Source organism: Zymomonas mobilis subsp. pomaceae ATCC 29192, assembly GCF_000218875.1.
GTDB classification, from domain to species: domain Bacteria; phylum Pseudomonadota; class Alphaproteobacteria; order Sphingomonadales; family Sphingomonadaceae; genus Zymomonas; species Zymomonas pomaceae.
In genome coordinates this window covers 1451239-1467500 of the sequence record NC_015709.1, presented here as the reverse complement: position 1 = coordinate 1467500, position 16262 = coordinate 1451239, and the positions used below count along the sequence as shown (strand labels likewise).

Annotated in this window: 16 protein-coding genes and 1 tRNA gene; 5 read left to right on the top strand and 12 right to left on the bottom strand. The window is 42.9% G+C overall.

The window, feature by feature from the left end; genetic code table 11:
• Positions 1-706: 706 nt before the first annotated feature.
• The 11 genes from ZYMOP_RS06455 to ZYMOP_RS06405 all read right to left on the bottom strand — a co-directional run bounded on the left by ZYMOP_RS06455 (position 707) and on the right by ZYMOP_RS06405 (position 9362).
• Positions 707-1090, bottom strand: coding sequence for a nuclear transport factor 2 family protein (locus ZYMOP_RS06455; RefSeq protein WP_013934543.1), 384 nt, complete (start codon positions 1088-1090; stop codon positions 707-709).
• A 306-nt stretch (positions 1091-1396) separates the two neighbouring features.
• Positions 1397-3037, bottom strand: coding sequence for a ribonuclease J (locus tag ZYMOP_RS06450; RefSeq protein ID WP_013934542.1), 1641 nt, complete (start codon positions 3035-3037; stop codon positions 1397-1399).
• Positions 3038-3083: 46 nt separating this feature from the next.
• Positions 3084-3911 carry a type III pantothenate kinase gene (locus ZYMOP_RS06445; RefSeq protein ID WP_013934541.1) on the bottom strand — a complete coding sequence of 276 codons (828 nt, stop codon included), beginning with the start codon at positions 3909-3911 and terminating at the stop codon, positions 3084-3086.
• 34 nt (positions 3912-3945) lie between these two features.
• A complete protein-coding gene (locus ZYMOP_RS06440) occupies positions 3946-4695 on the bottom strand; it encodes a biotin--[acetyl-CoA-carboxylase] ligase (RefSeq protein WP_252507409.1) in 750 nt (249 codons plus the stop codon).
• 108 nt (positions 4696-4803) lie between these two features.
• Positions 4804-5541, bottom strand: coding sequence for a ribonuclease T2 family protein (locus ZYMOP_RS06435; protein ID WP_013934539.1), 738 nt, complete (start codon positions 5539-5541; stop codon positions 4804-4806).
• 126 nt (positions 5542-5667) lie between these two features.
• A complete protein-coding gene (gene nadC / locus ZYMOP_RS06430; protein WP_013934538.1) occupies positions 5668-6639 on the bottom strand; it encodes a carboxylating nicotinate-nucleotide diphosphorylase in 972 nt (323 codons plus the stop codon).
• 25 nt (positions 6640-6664) lie between these two features.
• Positions 6665-7663, bottom strand: a complete 999-nt coding sequence (gene nadA, locus ZYMOP_RS06425; protein WP_013934537.1) for a quinolinate synthase NadA — start codon at positions 7661-7663, stop codon at positions 6665-6667.
• A gap of 14 nt (positions 7664-7677) precedes the next feature.
• Positions 7678-8304, bottom strand: a complete 627-nt coding sequence (locus tag ZYMOP_RS06420; RefSeq protein ID WP_013934536.1) for a DUF4230 domain-containing protein — start codon at positions 8302-8304, stop codon at positions 7678-7680.
• A 59-nt stretch (positions 8305-8363) separates the two neighbouring features.
• Positions 8364-8693: a Grx4 family monothiol glutaredoxin gene (gene grxD, locus ZYMOP_RS06415; RefSeq protein ID WP_013934535.1), complete on the bottom strand. Its 330-nt coding sequence runs from the start codon at positions 8691-8693 to the stop codon at positions 8364-8366.
• 52 nt (positions 8694-8745) lie between these two features.
• Positions 8746-8988 (bottom strand): BolA/IbaG family iron-sulfur metabolism protein, encoded by a 243-nt coding sequence (locus tag ZYMOP_RS06410; protein ID WP_013934534.1) that lies wholly within the window; start codon positions 8986-8988, stop codon positions 8746-8748.
• Between the two features lie 5 nt (positions 8989-8993).
• Complete coding sequence (locus ZYMOP_RS06405) at positions 8994-9362, bottom strand: DUF1476 domain-containing protein (RefSeq protein ID WP_013934533.1); 369 nt, start codon at positions 9360-9362, stop codon at positions 8994-8996.
• Positions 9363-9771: 409 nt separating this feature from the next.
• Between ZYMOP_RS06405 and ZYMOP_RS06400 the strand changes: the two genes are divergently transcribed.
• Entirely contained in the window at positions 9772-10293 is a 522-nt protein-coding gene (locus tag ZYMOP_RS06400; protein WP_013934532.1) for a DUF2497 domain-containing protein, read from the top strand.
• Between the two features lie 129 nt (positions 10294-10422).
• Here the strand turns inward: ZYMOP_RS06400 and ZYMOP_RS06395 are convergent, their stop codons facing one another.
• Positions 10423-11274, bottom strand: coding sequence for a glutaminyl-peptide cyclotransferase (locus ZYMOP_RS06395; protein ID WP_013934531.1), 852 nt, complete (start codon positions 11272-11274; stop codon positions 10423-10425).
• 149 nt (positions 11275-11423) lie between these two features.
• On the opposite strand from ZYMOP_RS06395, the gene ZYMOP_RS06390 reads away from it, so the two are divergent.
• From ZYMOP_RS06390 to ZYMOP_RS06375, 4 genes are all read left to right on the top strand, one after another.
• Positions 11424-14078 carry a valine--tRNA ligase gene (locus ZYMOP_RS06390; protein ID WP_013934530.1) on the top strand — a complete coding sequence of 885 codons (2655 nt, stop codon included), beginning with the start codon at positions 11424-11426 and terminating at the stop codon, positions 14076-14078.
• Between the two features lie 124 nt (positions 14079-14202).
• Positions 14203-15204, top strand: coding sequence for a porphobilinogen synthase (hemB, locus tag ZYMOP_RS06385; RefSeq protein ID WP_013934529.1), 1002 nt, complete (start codon positions 14203-14205; stop codon positions 15202-15204).
• Complete coding sequence (locus tag ZYMOP_RS06380) at positions 15197-15814, top strand: hypothetical protein (RefSeq protein WP_013934528.1); 618 nt, start codon at positions 15197-15199, stop codon at positions 15812-15814. The genes hemB and ZYMOP_RS06380 overlap by 8 nt, the downstream gene beginning before the upstream one ends.
• A 274-nt stretch (positions 15815-16088) precedes the next feature.
• Positions 16089-16165: transfer RNA gene (locus ZYMOP_RS06375), tRNA-Arg, on the top strand.
• The last annotated feature ends 97 nt before the right edge of the window (positions 16166-16262 follow it).

Sequence of the window (16262 nt, the reverse complement as noted above, 5' to 3'; positions counted from 1 at the left end):
TTTGACTAAGGCGTTCCTTGCACAAACTGCAGATATTGCTTTAATACAATCTCTACAATTTTGACATATGAACGACTTATTGTGCCTACGTAAAACATACCCTAAAGTCTGTAAAACCGTAGACCCCGCCGTCCACATGTCCCTTCATTTCTTCTAACAATGTCAAATAGCGAAAAACCTTCTTAACCCCTTGACTAACCCTAGTCAACCAAGAAGCTTGAATTCTCTCAAATCCTTGAAGCTTTTTTCCCCTCTAAAAGCGCCCCTTAGCGGTGCGCCCCGTCGGTGTGAGGGCCTTCTATGCATTTCACACAACCCTTGCAAGTAAAAAATTCACTTTTTACTAAATTTCTTATAACTACCTGTTTTCTAACAACTTTTTTCTAGAAAAAACACACCCCTACCTCTCTTATCTAAAAATCCCTCCCAATCAAAAATAGCTTCCTCTTTGGCTATCCCTCTACATGACCCGCTTGCTATCCAGAAATGATTGACAATGATGCCCAGTCTTTATCTTAAAAACATAGAAGGGCTTTAGCGAACCAGAAGGTTATTTCCGATCGTGCACCCCAACTATCATAAATTTGGAGATATAAATTATAGTAGAGAAAGCTTGATCAGTGTTGGCAGAGTTTTTCAGACATAAAGTTATGGAAGCAATCGATACCCGCTGACTATCCTCTCCCAACGTTTATATCAGAAATATTTATACATATGCAGCTTGTAGTGCTGCTGTATCTTCAAACATTTTGTAGGATTTAATAAGGCCATTTTCTGTTTGGCAAACAAGAACCCATTCAGATTTGAAAATTTTATTAGTTTTTTTGACTCTGTGCTGCATATATCCATGAGAGAATATGTAATTATCGACTTCAGCCGATTTTATGCATTTAAAATTTTCTGTTTCAAATAATTGAGATAGAATAGCTAAAAAATTCCTTACACCACTATGGCCATTGAACACGCCATATATGGGTACATTATTTGGGCCTGGCGCTTCAAAAACACAATTTTCATGAACGTATTTTAATGATTCTGTTATTTCGCCCCTAAAGACATGTAAAAAAAAACTTTCTACAGGATTATCCATAATTTTTGTTTCCTATTGCATTCAATAAGACGTTCTATCTAGTTTTGCGTGCGTAAATTTTGCTTCGATAACAAAATAGCCGACTCAATATATTTACATACGCCACAATTATAATTTTATAATACATAAGGTTATTTATTAGAATGCAAAATGATCATAAAAATTATGAAGAAAAAATATCATTGCAAATAGGGGAATAATCCTGCTGGATAATCCTTTCAGATTTTTCCAGCAGGATTTTATCTTGAAATTCGATGACAAATGAGTGTTGGTGCTATCGAACCATAGATTCATTTATCTTCTATATCACACGCGCACGGCTACGACGTCTACAATCGGTTTCTTACCCGTCCAATGGTGCGCACGCCGCCGCACAGCTAAACGCACAGCTTCCCGCAGACGCTCTTCACTTTTATGCGCTTCATTAGCGGCTTTTATAGCCGCCTTTGAAGCATCTTCGATGAAATCAATGCGATCCGCTTCAATTGGTACTCCATGTAAACTGATTGTAGGGCGGCCTTTCACATGATTATGTTTATCAAGCGCAAGACCTACAGAAATTAGGCCATTGATAGCCAATTTCCGACGTTCCCCCATAGTTGGCCCGTTGGAAGATAAAATGACATCCCCATCCAGCAACAAGCGCCCCGTATTTTCATGACTAAGGAAAGCAGGCCCTTTAGGAGATAGGCGAATTAAGTCGCCATTACCTTGCACAATGCTGCGTGGGATGCCTGTTGCGAGACCCAGCCGAGCTTGTTCAGCCATGTGACGCAGTTCACCATGCACTGGAATTAACATTTCAGGTCTTATCCAACGATACATAGCCTGCAAATCAGGCCGCCCGGGATGACCAGAGACGTGGATAGTGGCCTGACGATCGGTCACCATGCGGATGCCTTTAGCCGCTAAGGCATTTTGAATCTTTCCCACAGCAATTTCATTACCCGGGATCTGACGTGAAGAGAATATGACGCTATCGCCTGCCGTTAATTTTAGATGATGACTATCGAAAGCAATACGAGACAAAGCTGCCCGGGATTCACCTTGCCCACCGGTGGCGACAATCATAACCTGATTGGGAGGAAGACGCATCGCCTCATCATAGGAAATTGTCTTAGGAAAATCATGCAAATAGCCTGTTTTCTGGGCAATCTGCATGATTTTTTCAATTGAACGTCCTGCTATAACTAACTTACGACCGACATCTTTTGCAACCTGTCCCAAAGTTTGAATCCGTGCCGCATTAGATGCAAAAGTAGTCACCAAGACGCGCCCAGTCGCCTTACGGATAACTTCGTTAAGCCCCTCGCGGACATCCCCCTCAGAACCAGAAGTCTTTTCGTTAAAGACATTGGTAGAATCGCAAACCAGCGCTAACACACCTTTATCGCCGATTTTCTTCAGCATTTTTGCATTGGTGGTGTTTCCTACCAATGGATCATCATCAAGCTTCCAATCGCCTGTATGAAAGACACGCCCATAGGGCGTTTCAATCAGAACGGCATTCCCTTCTGGAATAGAATGCGCAAGCGGGACATAATTGATAGAAAAAGAACCTAATTTAAAATGGCCGTCATTCTCTATGACATGCAATTTTACTTTATCCGCAATGCGTTCTTCCTGTAGTTTGCTACGAATAAGGCCTGCCGTAAAAGGCGTTGCATAGATTGGAACCCCTAAATCGGCTGCAAGATAGGGAATGGCCCCGATATGATCTTCATGGCCATGCGTGATAACAATGCCCAATAGATCTTTGGCCCGATCTTCAATAAACTCGATGTCGGGTAAAATAATATCAATGCCAGGATAATTAGCGTCACCAAAGGTGATTCCAAGATCCACCATTATCCATTTGCCATCACAACCATAAAGATTGGCATTCATCCCGATTTCGCCTGACCCACCAAGGGCCAGAAAGAGTAGTTCTTTACCTGGTCTTTTCACAGACTATCATTCGCTTTCATTATAACAGAGTAGTAAAAATCCCCGTTTATAGGGGGAGGAAATCTGCTTCAAACCCACCGGCCTGAGCAGTAAATTTCGGTAAAGCCGCGCGCTCATACAGCAGCGCCATGCCTTGAATCGTTAAATCTGGTTCGATAACGTCGAAAACATCCGTATGAACCGCAAAAAGAGAGGCGAGTCCCCCTGTTGCCATAACCGTAACTGGTTGATCTATTTCCCGCTTCATACGCGAGGTTAAACCTTCCATCATAGCGATATAGCCCCAGTAAATACCGCTATGCATACTCTCTTCAGTACTACGCCCGATCACCTGATTATTATCGGGAATCTCAATGGCAATGCGTGGTAGACGCGCCGCCGTAGCAACCAAAGAGTCTAAAGATAAATTAATACCCGGTGCAATAATGCCCCCGCGATAAGTCCCTTTATCATCAATCCAATCAAAAGTGGCAGCGGTTCCAAAATCAATCGCAATTTTGTGACCACTATGAAGATGATGCGCCCCAATTGCATTTACCAACCGATCAGCGCCTACAGTTTCAGGGCTGATGACATCAATTTTAATGCCCCATTCTAACGGAGTACGCCCTACAATAAGTGCCTTTACACCAAAATATTTAGCCGACAGCACTTCCAGATTATGGAGCGCCCGTGGCACAACCGTACAGATAACAACACTATCGACTTCTTCACGCGTAAACCCGCCAATAGCCATTAGCTGCACAAGCCAAACAGCATATTCATCTGCTGTACGACGTCCCTCTGTAGCAATACGCCAACGCGCACGGATTTCCCGGCCATCAACCAGTGCAAAAACAATATTTGTATTGCCAGCATCAATAGCAAGCAACATTCCGTTAATCCTTGAAAAAAAGAAAGCACCATCCTTAAGATTTTGCTAAGAAAACATCCCCACTGTGAAAAAGAACTATCCGATTATCTTCTAAACGTAACTTTAATGCCCCTGTCAGATCAAGACCGGCAAAATAACCTGTAACGTTTTTGCCATTTTCTTGATGCACTGTAAGGGGCGTATTCAGATTATGCGCTCTTTTCAACCAGTTATCATAAATAGAGGTAAGTCCCTGATTACGCCAAACACAAAGCCAATTACAAAAAGCATTGGCTAATTTTTCAGAAAAATCTAGTCTTTCCAATGGCTTTTCGGTAAAATCCACTAAAGCAGAGGTAGGGCGATCAAGATTTTCAGGCGCATGTAATAAATTGACGCCAAAGCCAACAATCATCGTTTTTTGATAGCCCTCAAGAAGAATACCCGCACATTTAGCGCCTTTTAACATTAAATCATTCGGCCATTTTAAGGAAAGCCAGTCACTTCTCACAAAATCAGAAGCAGCCTGATCCAAGGCTAATGCTGCGACAAAAGCAAGGGTTGATGGTGAAGGATCACTTTCCCTCAATCGAACAAGCGTACTGATAGCAAGATTGCCTTCTGGTAACTGCCATGTTCGTCCCTGACGGCCCCGCCCCCTACTCTGCCGATTAGCTTGCAACCATAAACCTTCAGCTAGCCCCTGTTTTGCCAAGGCAAGTAAATCACTGTTAGTAGATTCTGTTTCTTCAATGGTAGCAATCCGCTTATTATCAGACCATAATGTAGAAACAGACTTTTTCATTATTTCTTTAGGAAGGGAACAAGATAGAAAAACCATCAAATTATATTCTTTGAACGGATCAGATGACCGCTTCTGCAGTACAAAAATTTTATAATGTGACTTCTCCTGTTAATAGGTAGGCCGCAACTGAAATCCCGGCTTTAATTTTATCTTGGCTTCAGGAGGAAGCGCGGTTGGATCACGGTCACAAATCTTTGACTTAAAATCAAGATCATAGCAAATCCAAATTTCGCTGAGCCAATTACGGCGAGCGGTTATTACCTTAACGGCTTTGGGATCTATATCATGATTAACTGCAGCAAAGGCAGCACTGAACTGACCCGCTGTCAAATCGGGATCACTGGCAAGCTTATTCATATCAGGCCAATGTAAACTTCGAAACATAGCAGATGCTCGAGCAAAATATTCTTCTGGTTTAGTCGTCATGCAACTGCCATGTTTAGCCCATTCATGCTGCAAAATCTGAGCTGATGGAGTGATTTCAGCCATCTTGTTGATAATTGTACTGGGCAATAGGGTCGTCTCTCTACAATATTGCGGATATACGCCTTGTCGTCCTTCTGGCCACAAACCATGCAAGGTTATGCCAAAAAAATGCCCGCTACCGCATTGATAAGCATCGGCAGCCCGTGTTGTTTTCCCACGACAATATTCAGGAGACCATCCAAGTGCTAAAGTATAGCCCGTTATCGGAGTAAGTCGCCGAGGTGTTTGATCATTCGGTGTTTCAATATGAGGACGCGGTAAAGATATTGACGTCTGAGCAAAAACGGTACCCGCTAGACTGCCACTTAAGAAAGCCCCTATGAAAATACTCTTATCAAAAACACCATAGTTCTTTTTCACTGATTTTTCCTACAATCTTCTTTGTAGCAGAATTTTAAGTGATACTTTAAGAGAACCAGCAAAGCATGCCGATTTAAAGTATCACTTAAAATATCCTGAAAATGGAAAAACAGTTTTCCCCCTTATTTAGAAAAGGGCGGATAACGTAAAATCAAGCCCAATATCGACTGCTGGAGCAGACTGCGTCAGGCGTCCTACTGAAATATACGTAACCCCTGTTTCAGCTGCTGCACGAATATTATCTAGACGAATACCGCCCGAAGCTTCTGTTGGCACTTGGCCATCGACTAATGCCACTGCCTTACGCAAAGTAGCGGGATTCATATTATCTAGCAGAAGATGCGTAGCGCCTTCATCAAGTGCGGGCTTAATCTGATCCAAATGATCAATTTCGACGATAATATGCTTAATGCCGGCATCAACAGCACGATGAACAGCCGTGGCAACACTGCCGGCGACAGCAATATGATTGTCTTTAATCATAGCGCCATCATCAAGCCCCATGCGATGATTTTGGGCCCCGCCCATACGCGTTGCATATTTTTCGAGCAATCTTAATCCCGGAATAGTCTTCCGTGTATCAAGAAGCGTAACACCTGTACCTTCAATCGCTTCAACATAGCGTCTGGTTAGAGTAGCGACGCCGGAAAGATGCTGACATAGATTGAGAGCTGAACGTTCACTGCTCAAAAGGGCTCGTGCCTTGCCTTTAAGATTAATGAGATTTTCACTCGCCGAAACAAAATCGCCTTCTTTTACCAGCAGTTCTATTTCAGATTCAGGATCAAGCGCCTTAAAAAAAGCAGCGGCCAAGGGTAATCCGGCGGCAACGATGTCTTCGCGGCTAGACATTACTCCCAGAAATCTAGCATCAACAGGAATAACCGACGCGGCAGTAATGTCCCCATCCTGACCTAAATCTTCAGCCAAGGTTGAGCGGATAAAAGCACTGGCATCAAAGCCTTCAAGATCAAGCACAGAATCTTTTGGTAAGATAATATCTTTTGCCCAAAAAGGCCGTGGTGCGTTTTTATCATTCTGCCAAGCCGTAAAACGATGAGGGGCAACACGTGGAGGGTGCGATTTCATATCCTGCATTAATCTATGACCTTGCTAGAAATGATCATTTTGCAGGCACCATAGCACCGAGGTCACCAGCTCCGACGGTCGAAGACGCCATTTCAAGCATTTTATCGAGAGGTTTTTTAGCAGCCAGCCGTATTTTTTCATCCAAAGTAACAACAGGTGCCATATTCTTTAACGCAAGATAGAGCTTTTCCATCGTGTTTAACGCCATATAGGGACACATATTACAGTTACAGTTACCATCCATCCCAGGCGCACCAATGAATTTTTTATTGGGGGCCGCTTTTTCCATCTGATGAATAATATGGGGTTCTGTGGCTACAATAATGGTTTCAGAATCTGAACTTAAAGCAAATTCTAAAATAGCACGCGTCGAACCTACAACATCAGCATGATCTAAAATAGCGGCTGGACATTCTGGATGGGCGGCTATGGGCGCATCAGGATAGTGCTGTTTCAACTTTAAAAGTTCTGTTTCTGAAAAATTCTCGTGAACAATGCAAGAACCCGGCCAAAGCAGCATATCCCGCCCTGTTTTCCGGTTAAGCCAAGCTCCTAAATTGCGATCAGGCGCAAAAATAATAGGTTGCTCTTTTGGAATTTGAGACAGAATTTTTTCGGCAGAAGAAGAGGTAACGATGACATCCGAAAGCGCCTTAACCTCAGCCGAACAATTAATATAGGTAAGCGCAATATGATCAGGATGCGCTTTACGAAAAGCCGCCAATTCTTCAGGCGGACAACTATCTTCTAAAGAACAACCTGCCTCCATATCAGGCACCAGCACTGTCTTTTCAGGCGAGAGAATTTTGGCAACTTCGGCCATAAAACGCACACCACAGAAAACAATTACATCGGCATCTGTAGCAGCCGCTTTACGAGAAAGATCAAGGCTATCACCAATAAAATCGGCAATATCCTGAATTTCAGGCGTCTGGTAATAATGCGCAAGTATAACCGCATTACGCTCTTTTTTCAGGCGCTTGATTTCTGTAATTAAATCCGCTTGAGATAGATTATTTAACGGCGCACTCATCCCCGATACTCTCCTTAATTGCGAAAGCGGGCCTCGACATTCGCCGTGATGCCAGCTGCCTTAAGAGGCATTAAAAAAGCCCGTTCCACAGCACGACATGCAGCGTCTCCTGCGAGCCGCATTGACAGACTATTACGAGCCTGCCGTGATAAATCCGCTATAGCAGCATTTCGGTTCGCTGAATCAAGCTGTCGTTCAGCATCCGTTAGCGCCATTAAGACTCCACCGGAGTCATATTCACGGATAGCCGTCATATCAACTTCTGGTTGTGCAATTTCAACCGGGGGTAAATAAACAGTCAGAAGATGGCGGTCATTATCCCATCTAAGATCCTGAGGTGTTATCTCAGCCATATTAACTTCATAACGCACCGTTCCCGGCATAATCAGTGTTTTTTTGGCTGAAAAACCAAAACGTTGCTCGCTAGCCGTGGAAACAGCAACATATCGTGCTATGAAAATAGTTAGTCTATTTTCTTCACGTACAGACTGCAAACTACTACGGGTTATAGTAGCGATATTAGGCATCTGACGAGCCATAAAAAAATGGCTCGCCATAGGCTTCATAAAAAGAAAAGCAAAAGCTAGCAACACAATGACAGCACAGGGCCAGAACAATTTTTTAGCTATTTTGGCTATCATAAAATGAACAAGTCCCTGTGCTTTCAGTCTGAAATAGCTTTATCGCTTAACTTCCTTACTTATTTTTGGGCAATATTTTCTTTTTTGAAAAGATCCGCCAATTCGCCGCTTTCATACATTTCCATTACAATGTCACAGCCGCCGACAAGTTCGCCTTTTACATAAAGCTGGGGAAAAGTTGGCCAGTCAGAATAAACCTTAACAGCCTGACGGATTTCGGGATCCTGCAAAACATCCACAGCATCATATTCGATGCCCATATCATTAAGGATAGCAACAACCTGATTAGAAAAACCACATTGTGGAAATAAAGGCGTCCCCTTCATAAAAAGGACGACCGGACTTTTAGCGAGAACGTCCTTAATCTGTTCCATAACGGCATTAGTCATAAAAAATTCCTTCCTCTTCCTTATAGATAATCAAACGGCTTATTCAGCGACCCTAGTCATTAACTTTAGCGACCCTAGTCATTAACTTTAAAGCGTGAAGCTCTTCTCCCATACGGCCACCAAAAGCATCGTAAACAAGCCGATGCTGCGCCAGTCGAGAAAGACCTTTAAAAGAAGCCGAAATAACTTCGGCGCTATAATGTTCTCCATCACCTTTAAGATCAGTAATTTCGATCTTAGCATCTGGAATAGCGGTTAAAATAAACTGCTCGATTTCCTGTATATTCATAGCCATATGGCTTATACTGCTCCTAATAACTGCCGTTTAGCTTCAATCGATTTACGATCCAGCATCGCGCGAATTTGACTCTCTTCGACATCCACATTAGCCGACAGTATATCGCCCAATAAACGAGAAATAATGCTTTCCTCGTCCATTTCTTCAAATCCAGCACCAACAAATCCCTTGGTATAAGGGTCAGCCTCCTCTGGCGTCAGATGCATCATCTCTGCAGCCCACGTTGCTAACAACCGATTACGCCTTGCCAAAAAGCGTAGAAGAGTTGCCTGTTCGCGGGAAAAAAGATCTTCTGTCTTAGGAGAAGCTGCCGAGGATAGACTCGAATCGGCGGCGTGGGGGCTTCGATGACCGGAAGAGTGGATGTCCATATAATCTCCTATTCTTTCATAAGAATGTAGGAAGCCTGATAAAACCGCACAACAGACTCTTTGTAAAAAGAAAAAAACAAATTTCGCTCAAAAATAAATTCTAAAAACATATTAGAAATTTAAAAAAGATATTAATATTTCAAAAATTTCTCGGATAGCCCAAAACCCCTAAGCCCAAAATGCTTAAAACAAGGCAATAATTTATTCTCTATCGTATAATAGAGATTAACTTTATTAAAAACCTGATCAGAAACGGAGAAAAATCACTTTCTTATATAGAAAAGATTATTCTATTTTTTAGTTTCAATATATTATTATTTCCGGCTAAAATATCACAGTTCATATTCAGTCATCCGAAATTACAAAAACGGATCGTGACAAAGAAAATCAAAACAGGCACAATATAAGCATGATCGATATGCGCCCAGAACCTTCGATGGAAGATATCCTTGCCTCTATCAAACGCATCATAGCGGATGGTAATCGTCAGAACAGTGGCACGACTTTATCAGATACAGATAGGCAGGAAGAATCCTGTAAGCATCCTACGCAACCGACTACAGATAATAGCGTATTAGAATTAACGGAACCTGTCCGCAAAAGCGTATCGAAGGATCATAACATGGATAATGAGCGCCGTGCCAATATTGATAACAATACTGCTTTGAATGGCCATATTCCAGAGAATACATCCCAAGTTCAACAGGAATCACTGATGTCTGAAAAAGCAGAACAGGCTAGCCGTCAGGCGTTGAAAAATCTTTCATCTATGATGATCAGCCAATCTTCTCATCAGGATTTAACGTTAGAAGCTTTGGTAAAAGAAATGTTGCGTCCTATGCTGAAAGAATGGCTGGATACTAATTTGCCGCCTATTGTTGAAGCCATGGTTTCGCGTGAAATTGCTCGTATCACTGGGCAACATCTCTAGAATATCAACTGAAAAAGCGACCTTAAAATTTCAATCTTAATATATCAGATTCACCTATTCTGAATGATAGCCAGCGATAAGAAGCTATCATTCAGGTTTCATGAATTACCCATTTAATTCCAGTATATTTTATCTATGGGTTTTCGTCGGATGTTCCAGGGTTATTTCAAAAATTTTAGGCCACAATTTGCCGGTAACAAAAAGTCGGTTACCTACACTATCCCAAGCAATACCATTGAGCACATCTACGGGGGGTGAAATCGGGCCAGCCTGACTTAAAAGGCCCGTAAGGTCAATAATACCCACCACCTTGCCCGTATCGGGATCAATCCGCACAATTCGGTCAGTTTGCCAAACATTTGCCAATATTTCCCCGTTCACCCATTCCAGTTCGTTCAGTTCGGGCAATTCTTCACCATTAACCGTGACAGTAATAGTACGGATAGGGGTCAAACTATTGGGATCTAAAAAACGGATAATAGGCGAGCCATCACTCATAATGAGATATTTATCATTGTGTGTCAGACCCCAACCTTCTCCATCATAATCAAAGCTATGCTGTCGATGAAGGCTTTTTAAATCCCAAACAAAACCTAAATGAGATTGCCAAGTGAGGCTAACGAGCTTGTCTTTCCAGTCGCTGATACCTTCACCAAAATAACGATGTTCAATGGCCACTTGCTGGACAACCTTGCCGCTTTCTAAATTGACTTTACGGATAGAGGAATGACCATTGAGACCCGTGCTTTCATAAAGAAAGCCGTTTCGATAAAATAAACCTTCGGTAAAAGCCTTAGTATCATGAGGATAGCTATGCACTATTTTATAGCCATAAACCGGAATTGGGGTCGCCGCATGAGATGCAACCGAGCAGATGAGGATAATAGAGCTAAAAAGTAAAAAGAAGCTGAGAAGCTCGGATATAATAAGCAAAATTGTGGGTGAGACGACATCGTCTTCTTGGTTCTTTTTTATCATCATCTTTATCCTGATATCAGGCAATCGGCGTTCTTTCAAAAAGGCTATACGCCTTCAATCTGAATAATCCTTCATAAAAAGCATCTCTAATCTATCTTAAAAGCAAGATTGCGGCTGGCATCACGCGAAAGGAGGCGATAGAAAAGCGCATCATGACCATAGATAAGACGTTTGATCCTGCCGCTATTGAATCCCGTTGGTATGCCCATTGGGAAGAAAAAGGCTTATTCCACCCGGAACGCTCCGATGCTGAACCTTTTACAATTGTAATTCCACCTCCCAATGTCACGGGATCGCTTCATATCGGCCATGCCCTTGATGATACTTTGCAAGATATTCTGGTTCGACATGCCCGATTAAAAGGGAAAGATGCCTTATGGGTAGTCGGCACCGATCATGCCGGCATAGCGACCCAAATGGTCGTAGAACGCAATCTAGCAAAAGAAGGCATCAAAAGAACAGATATGAGCCGAGAGGCTTTCATTGAAAAAGTATGGCAATGGAAGGCTGAATCAGGTGGCACTATCACGCGGCAGTTACGGCGTTTAGGGGCCTCTTGTGACTGGGCACATGAACGTTTCACGATGGATGAAGGTTTTTCTGCCGCCGTCTCCAAGGTTTTTGTTTCCCTCTATGATGAGGGTTTAATCTATCGTGATAAGCGGCTTGTTAACTGGGACCCTCACTTAGGCACGGCGATTTCGGATCTCGAAGTGGAAACGCGAGAAGTCCAAGGCCATTTCTGGCATTTCCGTTATCCGTTAGAGGATGGTTCACGCTATATTATAGTAGCCACTACGCGTCCCGAGACCATGCTGGCGGATATGGCTGTTGCCGTTAACCCCGATGACGAACGCTATAAAGCACTTATTGGTAAAAATATCCGACTTCCTATTACCAATCGTTTAATTCCCATTATTGCAGATACCCATGCCGATCCAGAATTAGGGTCAGGTGCAGTCAAAATTACACCCGGACATGATTTTAACGATTTTGAAGTAGGAAAGCGCGCCGGAATTAAACCCACCGACATGCTGAACATGCTCAATGCCGAAGCCCGTGTTGTTCAGACGGCAAGGCAAGATGTGCCCGATGCCTTCATCGGATTAGATCGCTTTGAAGCGCGTAAAGTTATCGTTGAAAAAATCGAAGAATTAGGACTTTTAGAAAAAATTGAAGATCGTGTTATTCAAGCGCCTTATGGGGATCGTTCAGGTGTACCGATTGAACCTTGGTTAACAGATCAATGGTATGTCGACGCCGAAAAATTAGCCCAGCCTGCCTTGGAAGCCGTTCGTTCAGGTAAAATCAAAATAATTCCTGAAAGCTGGACAAAGACCTATTATAATTGGCTCGAAAATATTCAACCTTGGTGTATTTCCCGCCAGTTATGGTGGGGACATCAAATTCCGGTCTGGTACACGGAAAAAGGCGACGTCATCGTTGCCGAAAATGAAGAGAGCGCCCAAGCAAAAGCAGGGCAGAACGCTCCCTTACGACGTGATCCCGATGTATTGGATACTTGGTTTTCATCCGCTTTATGGCCTTTTGCTACCTTGGGATGGCCAGAAAAAGATCCAAGAGCCTCTGGACGTTATCCCAATGATGTCTTGATTTCTGGCTTTGACATTTTGTTCTTCTGGGATGCCCGCATGATTATGCAGGGAATCCATTTTATGAAGGATGTGCCCTTCCCTAAACTCTATCTTCATGGCTTGGTCAGGGCAGCTGATGGCTCGAAGATGTCAAAATCCAAGGGTAATACAGTCGATCCTTTGGGTTTGATTGATAAATACGGCGCCGATGCCTTGCGTTTCACGCTCTGCGCGATGGAAAGTCAGGGACGCGATATTAAACTCGACGAAAAACGAGTGGAAGGCTATCGTAATTTCGCTACAAAACTATGGAATGCGGTTCGCTTTGCTCAAAATAACAACTGCACGGTCAATAGGAATCAACAGCCACCGCAAGCGACTTTAACGGTTAACAACTGGATTATTGCCGAAACAGCCCGCACAGCCAAAGCGCTGGATCACAGCATTACAGACATGCGTTATGATGAGCTGGCCAACACGCTTTATCACTTTGTTTGGAATGATTTTTGTGATTGGTATCTGGAACTGATCAAACCGATTCTGATGCAAAAAGAAGATCAGGATCAGACTCAATGGCAGGAAACTATTTCAGTTCTTAGCTGGGTAATTGATCAGATTCTGATTATGCTTCATCCGATCATGCCCTTTATTACAGAAGAGTTATGGCATGCCATGGGCGAACGCGATCATGAATTGATTGTTGCCTCATGGCCAGATTATCAAAACTGGACGGTTGACGAGAGCGCACAAAATAAAATTGACTGGCTTATTCGTTTAATTACAGCCATTCGCGCGACCCGTTCCGAATTAAATGTGCCGCCTTCTATGAAAATTCCGTTGCATAGCCATGGCGTGCCTGAGAAAACAGCGGCTAATTTAGAACATTTTGCGCCTTTATTACAGCGTTTGGGGCGCATAGACGCCATTCATGATGAGATAGCACCGAAAGGCGCCGCCGCCCAAATTGTAGTAGATGAAGCGACTTTTGTGCTTCCCTTGGAAGGCGTAATCGATTTGGATGCCGAACGGGGCCGTCTAAAAAAGGCAATTGAGACAGCGAATAAGGAAAAGATAGCGACTGAAAAACGGTTATCTAATCCTAACTTTGTTGCACGTGCCAAGCCAGAAGTTGTAGCTGAAAATCGCGATCGGCTCGAAAATTTTGCAACAGAAATAGAAAAACTAGAAGCTGCTTTAGCACGTCTTATGTAAAGATAGCTTTATAGCAACAAATCCCCTGTCTTTTATTCAAAATGGCAGGGGATTTTTACAGAAAAATCTAAATTTTACATAATATCTCTAGTCATTACAGGTTTGCTGTTTTAATAAAAGATTCATGTCTTTGATCTCTACTAGCTATCCGGCGACCCGTTTGCGTCGTGTCCGTGCTTCAGCGTGGAGCCGTAATCTTCACTCTGAGAATGTTTTAACGCCAGCGGATTTCATCTGGCCGTTATTTGTGACGAGTGGTATGGGGGTTCAAGAACCTGTCCACTCCATGCCGGGGGTCTTTCGTTGGTCTGTTGATCTGATCGTTGAACAGGCAAAACTAGCCTATAGTTTAGGTATTCCCTGCCTCGCTTTGTTCCCGAATACGGATATGTCAAAGCGCAGTGAAGATGGAAAAGAGGCTTGGAACTCTGATAATCTGATGTGTCAGGCTATTCGCGCTATTAAGGATGCCGTACCCGAAATTGGTTTATTAACTGATGTAGCCTTAGATCCTTATACCAGTCATGGACATGATGGCATTGTTGATGAGCAAGGCTATGTTCTGAACGATGAAACCAAAGATCTTCTCATTAAGCAGGCTCGTGTTCAGGCCGAAGCTGGTGCAGATATTATTGCGCCTTCCGATATGATGGATGGTCGTGTCAGTGCTATTCGTGAAATGTTAGAAAGCGAAGGGCACCGGAATGTTCAAATTATGTCTTACGCAGCAAAATATGCGAGCGTCTTTTATAATCCTTTCCGAGATGCAGTAGGTTCGGCAGGTGTATTCAAGGCTGATAAAAAAACCTATCAGATGGATCCTGCCAATAGCGAAGAAGCTTTGCGTGAAGTCGCTATGGATATTGCCGAAGGCGCAGATAGTGTCATGGTAAAACCGGGTTTGCCTTATCTTGATATTTTATGGCGGGTGAAGGATACCTTCAAATTGCCCGTTTTTGCCTATCAGGTATCTGGTGAATACGCCATGTTGGAAGCTGCTTTTGCAGCGGGTATGTTGGATAAAGATCGCGCGGTTTTGGAAACGCTTATCTGCTTTAAACGTGCTGGAGCAGCGGGCGTTTTAACCTATCACGCGGTTCATGCTGCAAAGCTTCTGAATGGTTAACATAGGTCCGTTAAAAAACCAAAATAGCGGTAAAAAACGTCTTTTTTTGCTTTCCCCTTTACTCTTATGGGGAAGCTGTTGGGGTCTATCTGTCGTTTTATCCGGCTGTACGCCGGATAAGCGTTTTCCCTCACTTAATTCTCGCCCCATAGAGCATGAGGCATTACCAACACGGATTATCGAAAATAAGCCGCTGCCTACGGCTATTTTACCGCCTGATGCCAATTTTGATAATCGTGTGGAAAAAATTTTGACAACCGCAGAAACGGCTCATCAAGATTTTGAAAAACAAGCACAAAAGCTTAGGGGGCAGATTGAAAAGCTGAGAGTATCCCTTTGTAAACAAGATAGCGTCAGTTGCCTTGTCGCGAAGTCACAAAATGAAAATTGGATCATAGCAGAGCAGAATCTAACGAGTTTGGCCTCGTCAGGAAGAGATCCTCTTTTAAGTGCGATCAATACCCTTGAAGAAGCCCGTGCCGCCTTAATTCAGCACAAACCGCCGATCAATCCCCAAAAACTGAATCAGGTGTCAGACAGACTACAAGAACTTGATAATGCTGAAAAAGAAACGATAACCAGACTCGGTCAGCAATTACACAATTATTAATTGGGGTTCCAAAAATTAGAGGTAAAATTTTTCGACTTCTTTAACAGTCTGATATTATTTAAATCCCATGTTCTAATTTCCCTTAGTTTTACCACGATCAAAGGACTTTTGATAAAAAAAAAGAGCAAATTAATAAAATGCAAGAAGCTATAAAATAATGCTTGCATTAATCTGAAACTCTCTCTAAATCTGCCGCCACAGACAAAATGAAAGGCTTATAAGTCTTTGAAAACTGTCTCATTTTATAGTCACTTTTTAAAGAAGTGATCAGGATGCGCCCGTAGCTCAGCTGGATAGAGCATCAGACTACGAATCTGAGGGCCGGACGTTCGAATCGTTCCGGGCGCACCATTTTCCAAAAAATTTGTTTTTTGAGAGTTGTTTTATTTAAAACAACCAGAACCTATATTTTTTACTAGAATTAGAAGCTTTATCGAGCTTATTTCTA

What these genes read in the sequence shown, in the direction of transcription:
- ZYMOP_RS06455 (WP_013934543.1), bottom strand. Translation starts at nt 1,090, where the DNA reads ATGGATAATCCTGTAGAAAGTTTTTTTTTACATGTCTTTAGGGGCGAA.
- ZYMOP_RS06445 (WP_013934541.1), bottom strand. Translation starts at nt 3,911, where the DNA reads ATGTTGCTTGCTATTGATGCTGGCAATACAAATATTGTTTTTGCACTG.
- ZYMOP_RS06440 (WP_252507409.1), bottom strand. Translation starts at nt 4,695, where the DNA reads ATGAAAAAGTCTGTTTCTACATTATGGTCTGATAATAAGCGGATTGCT.
- nadC (WP_013934538.1), bottom strand. Translation starts at nt 6,639, where the DNA reads ATGCAGGATATGAAATCGCACCCTCCACGTGTTGCCCCTCATCGTTTT.
- nadA (WP_013934537.1), bottom strand. Translation starts at nt 7,663, where the DNA reads ATGAGTGCGCCGTTAAATAATCTATCTCAAGCGGATTTAATTACAGAA.
- ZYMOP_RS06420 (WP_013934536.1), bottom strand. Translation starts at nt 8,304, where the DNA reads ATGATAGCCAAAATAGCTAAAAAATTGTTCTGGCCCTGTGCTGTCATT.
- grxD (WP_013934535.1), bottom strand. Translation starts at nt 8,693, where the DNA reads ATGACTAATGCCGTTATGGAACAGATTAAGGACGTTCTCGCTAAAAGT.
- ZYMOP_RS06410 (WP_013934534.1), bottom strand. Translation starts at nt 8,988, where the DNA reads ATGGCTATGAATATACAGGAAATCGAGCAGTTTATTTTAACCGCTATT.
- ZYMOP_RS06405 (WP_013934533.1), bottom strand. Translation starts at nt 9,362, where the DNA reads ATGGACATCCACTCTTCCGGTCATCGAAGCCCCCACGCCGCCGATTCG.
- ZYMOP_RS06400 (WP_013934532.1), top strand. Translation starts at nt 9,772, where the DNA reads ATGATCGATATGCGCCCAGAACCTTCGATGGAAGATATCCTTGCCTCT.
- ZYMOP_RS06395 (WP_013934531.1), bottom strand. Translation starts at nt 11,274, where the DNA reads ATGATGATAAAAAAGAACCAAGAAGACGATGTCGTCTCACCCACAATT.
- ZYMOP_RS06390 (WP_013934530.1), top strand. Translation starts at nt 11,424, where the DNA reads ATGACCATAGATAAGACGTTTGATCCTGCCGCTATTGAATCCCGTTGG.
- hemB (WP_013934529.1), top strand. Translation starts at nt 14,203, where the DNA reads ATGTCTTTGATCTCTACTAGCTATCCGGCGACCCGTTTGCGTCGTGTC.
- ZYMOP_RS06380 (WP_013934528.1), top strand. Translation starts at nt 15,197, where the DNA reads ATGGTTAACATAGGTCCGTTAAAAAACCAAAATAGCGGTAAAAAACGT.